Below are 13,554 nucleotides of genomic sequence, written 5' to 3'. Positions count from 1 at the left end.
GATAAAAGATGATAAAACTAATCTGCATTGATATGGACGGTACTTTGCTGGGTGATGAGTTTTCGATACCCGGACAGAATCTGGAAGTACTTAAGCACGCTGTGGAGGCAGGAGTTGAAATTGCGTTGGTTTCCGGAAGACCATTTAATATCGCAAGATATTTTGCGGATTTGATTCATCCCAAAGTGCACGTTATAGCGACAAATGGCACTTATTTCAGATACAATCAAGCAGTATATGAAAAGAGTCTGAACGCGGAACAAATGGAACGGATTTATACGGTTGCGGCAAAGCATCATCTGGTAATACATTTTAAGGGCCGCAATAAAGTCATCAGCAATGAATGGATAGAAGAAAGTCACCCTTACAAACGGACAAATCCAAAGCTTAAGGAAGAAGATAAAATGGAATTTATTGAAAATGCCGATTTAAATAAGGTGTTGGAAGGGCAAAGCAATGACATTTATAAAGCGCTGATCTTTCGGGCCGATAAAGTGCTGGAGGAAAATTTAATACAGGCCAAGCTGGAATTAAAGCAATATGAGGATCTGGAAGTCGTAAGCTCCCATCCATGTAATTTTGAAGTTATGAGAGGCGGCACTTCCAAAGGAGAAGCGGTGAGGGAGTTAAGTGCTTATCTTGGAATTAAACGAGACGAAATTATGTGTATCGGCGATAATGAAAATGATATTTCAATGATTCGGTACGGTGCTCTGGGCATCGCCATGGGGAATGGGACAGAGGAAATTAAGGCAGCAGCAGATTACATTACGGATACGAATATAAATGCCGGCGTGGCAAAGGCGGTCCAAAAATTTGTGCTGCAGAAGGATGTAATGGAAATGGAATAGCTGCAGAGAACGGATAGGTTAATGAGAAGAAGGAGAAATGTATGAAATATATTATTGATTCGGCAGAGCCGGAGCAGATAGAACATGCGCTGCAAATAGGAGCCTGCGGGATTACGGCAAATCCGACCATGTACAAAAATAAGCATATAAATTTCTATCGGTTTTTAAAAAAATATTCTATTTATGATCTTGAATTCCTAAGCGGAGAAGTGATGGGAGATACTTTTGAAGAAATGAGTAAAGAGGCCGAAGAGATTATCAGCATAAACAAAAATATCGTTATCAAGATTAACTTTTCGCAAGAAGGGCTAAGGCTATGCGGATATCTTAGCAGCTTGGGAATAAAGTCTGCAATGACTTTAATTTTTAGTATCTCACAGGCTGTTGCAGCTTCTAATGCCGGAGCTTCCTACGTTTTTCCCTTTGTTGGAAGAAATGAAGAGAATGGGTATGACGGATTGAAGATTGCAGAGCAAATTCAGCAGATGCTTCATCGGAGGGACTCAGGAACAAAGGTTGTAGCGGCATCAATAAAAAATGTACGTCAATTGGAGCAGCTAGCCTTGGCGGATATCGATTACGCAGCCATACCATATGATTTGTTCATGAGATCGCTGGAACATTCATTGACTGAGAGCGGAACGAAAATATTTAAAGAGGATTGGGATAGAGTAGATAAGGAATACGCCTAGACTTGTTAACATTTTTACACATAAAGTTAAGCAGACTTTATGAATCTTCCTGCTATTTAAAAATTTCATTTGAGCTTGTTCAGGTGTTTTAGATTCAGCATCCTGAATAAGCTCTCTTTTTATTGTGCAATAGAAGGACTTTATCAGAATAAACTAAAATTACCCAGTTTGAAGACTCTTATAATGTAAGCGCATGGAAAGATAAGCTTATTAACAGAGTAAGCCCTCTGTAGCGACAATCCATGAACAAGGCATTGTAATATTGACCAAAATTATTATAATTAAGCCATAAGTTTTGCGCAAGATTTCAAGAAAGAGAATGGGAGGTTAAGAGGATATGGGACGTACAAGGATATGGACAGGTCTTACGTCACTGTTTTCATTTTTTTTGGTTGTAGTAATCATTGGAATGAATTGCATGATGAGTTATTCGGGTACAATCAATAGTGCACTGGGCATCGCAACCAGTAAAGTTGTTAACGGGAAGGACGCTGATGCAGGGGATACAGAGTACTTTAAAAGTGAATATGGTGAGTTGAATGCTGAAAATCTGCAAAAGTTGATTGCGGATACTTACAAACAGAGTGTTACGGAGGAAGAAGAGGGAGCTGTTCTGTTGAAAAATGACAACAATGCTTTGCCGTTGACGGCAGACGAAACCAGCGTGACATTATTTGGACATGCGGTGGCCCAACCGCTTTATAAAGCGGCATCTGCCGGTTCAAAAGGATATAAAGGCGAACATAATATCGATTTATATTCTGCGTTTGCCAATGCCGGATTTCAAATCAATGATGCATTATATGATGCATATGCGGGCAGCGCTACGACAAGGGGAACGGGAGCGTATGATTTTGTAAGCGGAACAAGCAGCATATGGTCCATGGGAGAAGAGGATATTTCTTTTTATACCGAGGACCTGCGGGCATCTTGGAGCGATAATTACAATGATGTGGCAATTGTGATGCTGGCAAGAGAAGGGGGCGAGGGAATGGAGTTGGCTCAGCAGACCCCCGACGAAGGAATCAGCCAGTTGGCACTCACTCAAAAGGAGAAGGATTTACTCCAGATGATCAAGGATTCCAAAAAGTTTGATAAGACTATCGTGTTATTAAACAGCGGATGGGCGATGGAAATGGAATGGCTGGATAAGTATGATATCGATGCCTGCTTATGGATCGGTGCACCGGGACAGCGGGGATTCGAAGGCGTAGCGAATATTCTTAAGGGAGAAGCGAATCCTTCCGGCAGACTTACCGACACTTATGCTGTTAATTCCATGTCTGCTCCGGCATTAGTAAACGGAAGCTTTAATAATCAGGCATGGACTAATCTGGATGAAGTTCTGGCAGCATCGACTGTAGAGGAAGGAGATTTATCTTACTATAATGTTCAGGCAGAAGGGATTTATATCGGTTATAAATATTATGAGACCAGATATGAGGATGTAGTTTTAGGTCAGGGCAATGCTGCCTCCAAGCCGGGTTCTTCCACCGGGCAGGTGTGGAACTATGCAGATGAAGTCAGATATCCGTTCGGTTATGGATTATCGTATACCACGTTCGAGCAAACGCTGGATTCGGTTGAGGTAGGCGAAGATACGATTACTGTGACGGCCACGGTGACCAATACCGGAAATAAAGCGGGGAAATCAGTAGTTGAAGTTTATGCTCAGACTCCTTATGGAGCGTATGAAAAAGAAAATCTTGTGGAAAAGTCATCGATTCAATTGCTTGATTTCGGCAAGACAGGAATGCTGGAGCCGGGAGCTTCGGAAACTTTGACCTTCGAATGTGATAAATATCTGCTTGCCAGCTATGATTATGTAAAAGAAAAAGGTTATATTTTAAGCGAAGGCGATTACTATATTTCCATCGGGGAACATGCGCATGATGCCCTTAACCATATACTGGCAGCCAAAGGAGCTGTTGGAATGACCGATATTGACGGAACGGCAGCAGACGGCGATGCCGGCAAAGCTTATCGTTTTCATGAATCGTTCGATAATACAAAATATAAACTGTCTGCCTATACAGGAATAGAAGTAACAAATCAATTTGATGATTGTGATATTAACTATTGGGTGGATGGCGCGGTAACTTATCTGTCAAGGAATGACTGGGAAGCGACTTATCCGACACCTGTTCAGGTGGCGGCAAACGCTGAGATGATCGAACTCCTCAATGGCTTTTATTATGAAAAACCGGAGGATGCACCGTCGATTGATGCGTATATACAAGGGGATAATCAGCAGATTCCTCTGGTCGCTATGTATGGGCTGGATTATGACGATCCCCAGTGGGAGACATATTTGAATCAATATACGATTGAAGAGCTTGCTTCTCTGACGGCAGATAACTTCGGTACCGCAGAAGTGGCATCAACAGGAAAGCCGGCGGTAATTGCCGGTGACGGACCCGATGGCCCGGGAGGTACCTTCAATAAGGATAAGTATGGAGATGACAGAAATGACACCTGCTTCCCGTGTGAATTGATTTTGGCTTCTACCTTCAACAAAGACTTAATGCTCCGCCGGGGAGAATTGATGGGTGAAGAGGCTATGTATCTGGGAATGGCACAGGTTTGGATGCCGGGGGCAAATCTTCACAGAACACCGTTTAGCGGACGTAACTTTGAGTATTATTCAGAAGATGCGATTATGACTTACTTATGTACGATTCCGGAAGTTGTGGGAATTGAATCGAAAGGAGTTCATGCCGGTCCGAAACATCTGGTAGGAAATGATCAGGAAAACAACAGGGAAGGCATCAGCTGCTTTTTCACAGAGCAGGCTTTCCGTGAAGGTGCACTGCGCGGATTTGAGGGAGCTTTGGCAAAAGCCGGCGCGCAGACTGTAATGCAGGGCTTTAACCGTTTGGGTCTGGTATGGTGTTCGGTAAGTGAGGCACTTACTACTGATATTACAGTAAATGAATGGGGATTCGTAGGGCAGCAGGAAACCGATGCTGTAGCCAAAGGAACCGGATATAAAGCAGATTATCTGACGGCCTTGTCGATAGGAACGGATACCTTCTGTCTGGATTTTGCAGGAGCCAGTTCAAGAGCTATCGCCGGTGCGATCAAAGAACAGAATGACGGATATTTGCTTGGCAAACTTCGTGAGGCGACCCATGATTATCTCTATACGGTAGCAAACAGTTCAGTAATGAATGGTTACAGTACCGATTCTAAAGTAGTATCTGTCACACCTTGGTGGCAGCCGGCAATGTATACGGCGATAGGAGTGTTTGCAATACTTAGCTTACTTAGTCTGTTTATGCTGATACAAACGGAACGTAAAAATATCATAAAGACGGAAAAGGAGGACTAGAAAATGAAAGAACTTTTAGCAAAAAAAACAATCGGATACTATATCGTAATTCTGGCAGGTATTCTGGGACTGGTTTCTGTCATAAGGTTTTTACTTTGGGCGCCGAATCACGGCGGAATGGATGGTATTATCGTCGTAGGCCTTGTCTTGGGACTGGGAATTGATATTTTATTAATTTTTAAGGACAATAACTATTTCGTGATTTTAGCGACTATTTGCTACAGCGTCGCAGTAATGCAGCTGCTGACAAATTCGGTAGGCTCCTTTGTCGATGTTCTTCAGGGAATCAATATGTTCGGCGATGCATCACAGGTGGGCAGCATTGTGTCAATAAGTGTTGTAATATTGGTTTGCGTATTATTGTCTGTACTTGCAGGATTTTTCAAGAGAATAAAAGAATAGAAAAAGAGGTACAAAAGTCTTTCGGTGTTGCGGTAAAATGCCGCAGCACCGATTGCTTTATTCTATAGGAAATTGCTCCTATAGAATAAAATGAAATGCGCAGCTGAGCAGAGCACACTTTTGTTCTAAAAGAGTGATCGGGGAATTAAGGCAAAGGAGGATAGATATATGGAAAAGGTGTCCTTTAACGAACAGTGGACTTGTTATCCTAAGGGAAAGAATGAGCAGGAGGTGGCGGTCGATGTCCCCCATGATGCCATGCTTTTAGATAGACGAACAGATACCAGCCCGTCCGGAATAAATGCAGGGTGGTATGATGTACATGATTATGTTTACAGTAAAACATTTTTTGTGCCGGACTCATACCGGGAAAAAGAAGTGATCTTTGAATTTGAAGGCGTTTATCAGAAAGCGACGGTATTTATTAACGACAGACAAGTAGCTTATCATGATTATGGATATACCGGTTTTTTTGTGGAAGCAAAAAATGCTCTTAAATATGGAGAAGAAAATACGATCAGAGTGGAAGTAATCAACAGCGATCAACCAAATTGCCGGTGGTATTCCGGTACCGGAATCTATCGTCCGGTCTGGCTATATCTTTTACCGGAAAAGCATATTAGTTTGCAGGGAATCAAGATAACTACAATAGATTATAGGCAGCCCCGGATAAGGGTTGAAGCCTTAATAAAAGGAAAAGGGACTGTTAAGGTCGAGATATTAGACCGTGATACAGTATTACATATGGCAGAAGGAAAAGCAGACGGACAGTTTGCCGGAGATATTTCATTGCCCCAGGCACAGCTTTGGTCGCCGGAAACGCCATATCTCTACACCTGCAAGGTCAGTTACGGAGAAGATGTTCAGGAAGAAACCTTCGGTATCCGAATGGTGGAAGCAAGCGGTGAAAATGGTTTCTGTATCAATGGGAAAAGGATTATTTTAAAAGGAGCATGTGTTCATCATGACAATGGGATCTTGGGCGCTTGCGCTTACGATTATGCGGAAGCAAGAAAGATTCGGATATTAAAAGAGAATGGATATAACGCGATTCGCTCTGCCCATAATCCTTGTTCGAAAGCGATGCTAAAGGCATGTGATGAACAGGGAATGCTCGTGATGGATGAATACACGGACGTGTGGTATATTCATAAGACGAAATACGATTATGCTTCAAGAGTAGAAAATAATTACCGGGATGATCTGAAGTGGATGGTAGATAAGGATTACAATCATCCTTCTGTTATCATGTACTCCACAGGAAATGAAGTTTCGGAGACTGCGCAGAAAAAGGGAATCCAGCTGACGGAAAAGATGACGCGATATCTGCACGAACTAGACCCGGGCAGGCCGGTAACCTGCGGGATTAATATTTTCTTTAATTTCTTAAGTTCTATGGGCTTTGGTGTGTATAGCGATAAGAAGGCGGAAAAGGCAGCAGAAGTAAAAAAGAAGACATCGGTGGGAAGTGAATTTTATAATAATCTGGCAGGTCTGCTCGGCTCCGACTTCATGAAGTGGGGAGCTACCCTTTATCCGTGTGATGTGAAGACAAGAGATGCGTTTGCGCGAATGGATATCGCCGGTTATAATTATGGTATCCGCCGTTACAGGAAAGATTTACGGAATTATCCTGAAAGATTGATTCTGGGAACGGAAACATTCTGTTCGGATGCCTACGCTTTCTGGGAAATAGCCAAAGAAAATAAGAAGATCATAGGAGACTTTGTATGGGCCGGGATGGATTACCTCGGTGAAGTAGGAATCGGAGCAAGAGAATACCGGGATTATGCCCCTGATTTTACCCATGGAAAAGGTTGGGTATCGGCAGGTTCCGGACGAATCGATCTGACCGGGAAACCGTTGACTGAAATGGCATATACACAGGTGGCATTTGAACAGAGGAAAATCGGAATCGGTGTGATTCCGGTATATCAGGGAAAAGGTCCTCATTCCCCCTCAGCCTGGAAAATGACCAATGCTATCAAAAGCTGGTCCTGGCACGGATGTGACGGAAGGAAAGCAAAGGTGGAAGTATATGCGAGGGCACATCATATATCCTTGTATGTGAATGGGGAATGTGTAGGGACAAAGAAACCGGGCGGTAATTGTCTGGTCACCTTCCATACGGCTTATCGGGATGGAGAAGTACGTGCGGTATCCTATAACGAGGAAAATGACAAGATAGCAGAAGCGGTATTGAAAACTGCAGGAAAGGAAACCATTCTGGCAGTGGAGCCGGAGCAGGATATGATAAAGCGGGAAACGGACTTATGTTATGTACGTTTCAGGTTTACCGATAAGGACGGAATCCTCAAACCGATGGTCAGGGAAAAGCTTAAGATTTCTGTAGAAGGAGGAAAACTATTGGCCTTCGGCAGTGCCTGCCCTTTTTATCCGGACAGTTATTTAACAGATGTTTCCGACACATATTATGGAGAAGCTTTGGCTGTGATTAAACCCGGAATCGGGGATAAGATCGTGATAAAAGCAAGTGGTAAGACAATAACAGGCATGGCTGAAGTAGAGGTGCAATAGTGTGAGAGCTCTTATGAATAAAAAGTGGAAAGCATTTGAAGAAAAGCATCCGAAGCTGGCCAAGTGGCTGTATCAGTTATTTTATTTTTATATTTTCAGTATAAGTGTAACAATTTTTCAGTATCTTGTTTTTACCTTTATGCCTTATCTTTTAGGGGAAAGGCTTGCGGCGGCCGAATTTATGTGGCCGCAGCTTCCGATCAGTATTGCCGGATTCAAATATTCATGGAATGTTCTGGGATATGAGGTGGCGAGGAATGCGGCGGGAGAAGTGATAATTGGCGGAGGACTGGGGTATTTTATCAGTTATGAAGCAGGGGCGTTTCTGGCGCAGTGCATTAACTTCCCTTTGCAGAGGAACATTACCTTTAAGAGCAAGGGCAAAATATCGTGGCAGATTATGTGGTATTTTATTGCCTGGGTTCTGATTTCTTTATTCTGCAATGCGATCAATGGGCTTTGGCTGCCGATTGCCCAATACTATTTTCAGCCTGCAGTATATAATTTACTTGTTACATTTATTACAGGCGGTGTATCTATGGTTATTTATTTTTTTGTCTTTAAAATAATATTTCCTGGAAGAGAGTCCGCCAGAGAGACCTAGAGGGATATATGATTAAAATTGCGGTTGTTGATGACGAGCAAATGGAAAGAGATACATTAAAACGATACTATCTGGATTTGCAGCAGGAAATTTGTGAGGAGCTGGAGGTCTTGTTATATTCGTCAGGCGAAGACCTTTTGGATAATTATGATTATTCTTTTGATATGATATGCCTTGATATCGACCTGCCGGGAAAAGACGGGATCAGTATGGCAAAGGAACTGCGCAAGACAGATGAGCAGGTTATCTTATTATTCGTTACCAATATGGCGCAAATGGCAGTCAAAGGATATGAGGTACAGGCTTTGGACTTTATTGTAAAACCGGTCAATTATTATTCCTTTGCCATGAAGATGAAAAATGCAATCAATATAATCAACAATAAAAAGCATAAGAATATTATAATCAGCACGCCGAGGGGATTCCAGAAAGTATCTACCAGCGAGTTGTATTATGTGGAAGTAAGAGGCCATTATCTGTATTATCATACATTGAACGGTGTATTCCGTCAGAAGGCTTCGCTGAAAGAACTGGAAGGTAATCTGACAGGGCTATCTTTCAAGAGGTGCAATAATTGCTATCTGGTCAATCTTAGATACATTGATCTGGTAGATAAGGACGAGTTGCAGATCGCAGGGGAATGGCTGAAAATCAGCAGGCCCCGCAAGAAGGAATTTTTACAGTCGTTAGCAAATTATTTGGGAGGAATCAGATTATGATATTTGATACATGGCTGAAGATTTCCTATATGGTGCAGCTGATAGGTGCCTGTTTTATCTTTATGCCGCCGGTAAGAAAGAGAAATTATTTTGGATGGAAAGCCGGTATTGCAGCCCCGATTTTGATTATTTTTTCTTATTATTTGAACAGTATGTATACGGAACAAACCTTTGGGCTCATATTCTTTCTGTATTGGGGATATTATATCGCGGTTTGCATCGGGTTTGTCTGGCTCTGTCTGGACTGCACGCTGTTGGAATCCACATATTGCGCTATCTGCGCCTGTGCGATGCAGCACGTTGCTTTTGACAGCTACCTGATCGTAAATATGCTCATAGGAGATATCACAGTCACGTCAGTTATAATCTATGCCGGCGTATATGTATTTTTCTATTTCCTGTTTGCCCGTAAGCTTCCTCAGGGCGGCAGGCTGTCTGTAAGCAAAACATCAATGTTTCCGATGGTAACGATTATCTTGCTCGTATGGGTATTGAGCGTTTTGGATGTATCGGGCATGGCAGGCTTTGAGGCGGCCAGAAATCAAAAGATTATTTATCGGATCATCGACGGCCTTTGCTGCTTTTATGTCCTTTGGGTACAGGTGAACCAAAAGGTAAATATGAGCCTGCAGCGGGAATTGGATGGAATCAATTATGCCTGGAGGCAGCAGATCAATCAGTATCAAATAACGCAGGATACGATCAACAGCATCAATTTAAAATGTCATGACCTAAAGCATCAGATCCGGGCACTTCGCCATATGACGGACGAAGCGCAGAAGGAAGCCTTTTTCGATGAAATTGTCAATGATATTATGATTTATGATACCGCCGTTAAAACAGGAAACAAGGCTTTGGACACAGTCTTAATGGAAAAAGGCCTGATTTGTAAAAACCGTAACATACAGTGGTCCTGCATGGCGGATGGTTCCAAGCTGGATTTCATGAAGCTGGAAGATATTTACGCGATGTTCGGCAACGCTCTGGATAATGCCATAGCTGCCGTATTAGAGCTGTCGGATCCGAAAAAGCGAGTAATCGGTGTGAAAATTGTGAATCAGAAGAAGCTGATTATGATACAGATTCAGAATTATTATGAAAAGGAGCTTAGGTTTGAGGGAGGCTTGCCTGTTACAACAAAAGGAAGCCGGAGACATCACGGATACGGTATGAAGAGTATCCGGTATACGGCAGAAAAATATAATGGAATTATTACGGTACAGGCACAAGAGAATATCTTCATGCTGCAGATCTTACTGCCGGTGCCGGAGTGATATGATATAAGCTGTCCTTTATTCACAGTAGAGGACAGCTTATTGTTTATTCTGGATAATATTTCGGACTGTCATCAAATTCGAATTTGTTCAGGTCTCCCCGATAATGAGCAAAGGCATAATCCACGATGATACCCTCTGCCGTGGTAGATATGTTGTGGAAGTAAAGCATGGGAGCGTTTACTTTCACGTTCAGCAGTTCAATATCTTCCGAGGTAGCATTCATCGCAGACACAATGGTCTTTGTATTGGCAATCTGTGTTTCAGGATTGGTCATTAATAGTTCATATAAAGAATAAGACTTAAAGTCATAGCTCAGAATAAAAGAACACAGATCATACGGTATATAATTTTGAAAAGTTACCATGGGGATATCATCGGCAAAGCGCCTTCTGAACATAGAAATGACTTTTTGGTCCGGTGTTAGATTCAGTTTTTCGGCAATCTCCGGCGTGGGAGTGACAACACTTAAATCGATCAATTCCGTCCGGGGCGTTTTCCCGAGCCTTGAAATCTGCTGATAGAAGGGTTCAAAAGAACGAATGTAGCTGGATTTCTGCTCCGGCTTCGTTACAAAGGTTCCCTTGCTTGCCTTCCTTATAAGCCATCCTTCCTGAACGAGCTCCGATATGGCCTGTCTCACTGTAGAACGGCTGATATGATAAAATTCTACCAATTCGCTTTCCGTAGGAATCGTATCCCCCACGGCAAAGCAATTATCCTTAATATCATTTAACAGAATTGTTTTCAATTGAAAGTACAGCGGAATCGGTGTACTTTTATCTAACTTCTTTTGGAATAGTTGCATGATCTTCCCCCTTAGTAATTATTTGTTACTTATTTACCTGTCGATATGCCAATCATAGAATGAGAGTCTGTATAAAAATATAGTTATGTTCGGATAATAAAACAATTAGCATATAAGTAATAAATATTATAGTAATCATATGATATAAAAATAAAAATTGCAAGTAAAAAAGATGCAATTCAGAAATTTCATACAAATTGATGCGATAAAAAAACGAGTAAAATTAGATACTTTATATAAAAATCAAAAAACATATTGACTTTTTTTATAACATATGCAATTATAATAACATACCAATGTACGTACAATACAATAATAAATTTAAATAGTCTTGAACCGAGAAAAGGATGACAACAGATCATGAAGATACTTTGTATAGGAATGATGGTATGCGACACATTGCTTTCTCCTGTGCCTTCCAATATTTTAGAACTGGATAGTGTAAGCATCCATAAACCGTCCGTATGCTGCGGAGGAGACGCTTTAAACGTAGCAATCGGCCTTGCCAAATTAGATAATTCCGTATCAATAATAGGAAGAATTTCAGATGATACGAACGGTAAGTTCATTTTGGATGAATGTAAAAACCATAAGATTGATGTTTCCGGCGTAATTTATGATGAGGAGTGCGCGACTGCGGCTTCTTACGCGCTGATCGACGAAAAAGGGGAAAGGCATTTCCTTTCGGAAAAATCCATCTTCGGAAGACTGCAAGGTAAGGATATTCCGGATAAAGCAATTGAGGACGCGGATATCATTTATATCGGTTCGGCCATGGCTCTTCGTAAAATGGACGAGGAAGGCATATACAGCATATTCTCCAGAGCACATGAACAAGGGAAAATAACCGTTATGGATGCGGCTATCAACAGAGAGGATCCGGACAGGGATTGGCTTAAATATTTGGCCCCGGCCTTTATGGAGACCGATGTGTTTTTTCCCAGCATTGATGAAGCGACCAAGATAACCGGGGAAACGGATCCGGAAAAAATAGCAGAATATTTCAGGCCGTTTTCTATCAAAATATTTGGAATTAAATTAGGAGCATCCGGTTGTTTTGTTACGGATTTTAAACATAAAAGATATATTAAATGCCCGGAGAATATGCCGGTAGTGGATACGACCGGCGCAGGGGACTCCTTTATGGCAGGTCTGGTAAGCGGCCTGGCAAGAGGCTTTGATATTTTCTCCAGCACACAGTTTGCCGTAAGCGTTGCTACTAAAAATGTGGGCGCCATGGGAGGAACGGCAGGAATCCCCAATTTTCAAGAGGCTTTCCTTTTTTATCAAAAGATTTATCAGTAAAGAAGCCTTATGATTCAGTTATTATCAGGCCTGATAAAATAAGCCTGAAAAATAAATACTCACTAACATATTTACGGATTCATACACATTATATAAGGTCCGTAGGAAGAAAGGATGAAAGTTATGAAATTTGCACCAATGAAAGAAATTCTTAAATTAGCGGAGGAACAAAAGGTAGCATACGGTGCGTTTGTTACAGTTTCCTATGAAACCGCGCTGGCAGCAATTGAAGCAGGGTCCGAGCTTAATTGCCCGGTAATATTTATTACAGGAACTGATTGCTGCGACCTGATGGGAGGATTCGAAGGAACGGTAGAGACCGTAAAGAGAGCTGCAGCGAATGCGCAGGTGCCCATTGCACTTCATCTAGATCATTGCCGTACATATGAAGAATGTGTACAGGCTATTCATGCGGGATATTCTTCTGTTATGATCGATGGCTCGTCTCTTCCATTTGAAGAGAATATAGCTCTCACCAAGAAAGTGGTGGATTATGCACACACATTGGGAATCACGGTAGAGGGAGAACTCGGAAAGCTTGTAGGCGAAGAAGGAAATTTAGTGGTAAAAGGTCCGGAAGGAGCACAGACAGATCCGCAGGAAGCAAAGGAATTCGTGGAGAGGACAGGCGTTGATTGTCTGGCAGTCAGCATCGGAACGCAGCATGGACATTACATAGCAGCGCCCCAGTTGAACATAGAAAGGCTGAAAGCAATCCAGGAAGTAGTTGAAGTACCCCTTGTATTGCATGGAGGTTCCGGAACACCGATCGATCAGGTACAGGAATCCATACGTCACGGTATCCGAAAAATCAATGTGGCTACGGATGTTCTTACAGCAGTAGCAGATTCTTTTGAAGAATTAAAAAAACAACCTGGATTTAAATATAATACAGCAATGTTCGTAAATTCAAAGAATGCGGCAAAAGAGCTTATTAAAGGAAAGATGAAGGATTTCAGATTCGAAAAGTAATCCAAATGATATTATACCTTGAAAAGGGTATTATATAAAACTATAATTGCTAGTTAAT

General features: G+C 41.9%; 11 protein-coding genes. 10 read left to right on the top strand and 1 reads right to left on the bottom strand.

Annotation, left to right across the window (positions count from 1 at the left end; all coding sequences use genetic code 11):
• The first annotated feature begins 8 nt into the window (after positions 1-8).
• From CC90_RS0115710 to CC90_RS0115675, 8 genes are all read left to right on the top strand, one after another.
• Positions 9-851, top strand: coding sequence for a Cof-type HAD-IIB family hydrolase (locus CC90_RS0115710; protein ID WP_031391691.1), 843 nt, complete (start codon positions 9-11; stop codon positions 849-851).
• Between the two features lie 41 nt (positions 852-892).
• Positions 893-1,543 carry a transaldolase family protein gene (locus tag CC90_RS0115705; RefSeq protein WP_031391690.1) on the top strand — a complete coding sequence of 217 codons (651 nt, stop codon included), beginning with the start codon at positions 893-895 and terminating at the stop codon, positions 1,541-1,543.
• A 337-nt stretch (positions 1,544-1,880) separates the two neighbouring features.
• On the top strand, positions 1,881-4,874 hold the full coding sequence (locus CC90_RS0115700; protein WP_031391689.1) for a glycoside hydrolase family 3 C-terminal domain-containing protein: 2,994 nt from the start codon (positions 1,881-1,883) through the stop codon (positions 4,872-4,874).
• 3 nt (positions 4,875-4,877) lie between these two features.
• The gene (locus CC90_RS0115695) at positions 4,878-5,276 is read left to right on the top strand and encodes a hypothetical protein (RefSeq protein ID WP_031391688.1); all 399 of its coding nucleotides are present in this window, start codon (positions 4,878-4,880) and stop codon (positions 5,274-5,276) included.
• A gap of 168 nt (positions 5,277-5,444) precedes the next feature.
• Positions 5,445-7,814 carry a glycoside hydrolase family 2 protein gene (locus CC90_RS0115690; RefSeq protein WP_031391687.1) on the top strand — a complete coding sequence of 790 codons (2,370 nt, stop codon included), beginning with the start codon at positions 5,445-5,447 and terminating at the stop codon, positions 7,812-7,814.
• A gap of 13 nt (positions 7,815-7,827) precedes the next feature.
• Positions 7,828-8,418, top strand: coding sequence for a GtrA domain-containing protein (locus tag CC90_RS0115685; RefSeq protein WP_031391686.1), 591 nt, complete (start codon positions 7,828-7,830; stop codon positions 8,416-8,418).
• 8 nt (positions 8,419-8,426) lie between these two features.
• A complete protein-coding gene (locus tag CC90_RS0115680) occupies positions 8,427-9,137 on the top strand; it encodes a LytR/AlgR family response regulator transcription factor (protein WP_031391685.1) in 711 nt (236 codons plus the stop codon).
• Positions 9,134-10,411, top strand: a complete 1,278-nt coding sequence (locus CC90_RS0115675) for an ATP-binding protein (protein WP_031391684.1) — start codon at positions 9,134-9,136, stop codon at positions 10,409-10,411. The genes CC90_RS0115680 and CC90_RS0115675 overlap by 4 nt, the downstream gene beginning before the upstream one ends.
• Before the next feature lie 46 nt (positions 10,412-10,457).
• On the opposite strand, the gene CC90_RS0115670 is transcribed toward CC90_RS0115675, so the two are convergent.
• Positions 10,458-11,219, bottom strand: a complete 762-nt coding sequence (locus tag CC90_RS0115670; protein ID WP_031391683.1) for a GntR family transcriptional regulator — start codon at positions 11,217-11,219, stop codon at positions 10,458-10,460.
• 360 nt (positions 11,220-11,579) lie between these two features.
• On the opposite strand from CC90_RS0115670, the gene CC90_RS0115665 reads away from it, so the two are divergent.
• Together CC90_RS0115665 and CC90_RS0115660 are read left to right on the top strand one after the other, a co-directional pair.
• A complete protein-coding gene (locus CC90_RS0115665; protein WP_031391682.1) occupies positions 11,580-12,524 on the top strand; it encodes a carbohydrate kinase family protein in 945 nt (314 codons plus the stop codon).
• Positions 12,525-12,647: 123 nt separating this feature from the next.
• Complete coding sequence (locus CC90_RS0115660; RefSeq protein WP_031391681.1) at positions 12,648-13,496, top strand: class II fructose-bisphosphate aldolase; 849 nt, start codon at positions 12,648-12,650, stop codon at positions 13,494-13,496.
• Positions 13,497-13,554: the final 58 nt, after the last annotated feature.

The sequence above is a fragment of the Kineothrix alysoides genome (assembly GCF_000732725.1).
GTDB lineage: Bacteria > Bacillota > Clostridia > Lachnospirales > Lachnospiraceae > Kineothrix > Kineothrix alysoides.
Note: the sequence above shows the minus strand (reverse complement) of the source record. Positions and strands in the feature narration are given on the sequence as shown.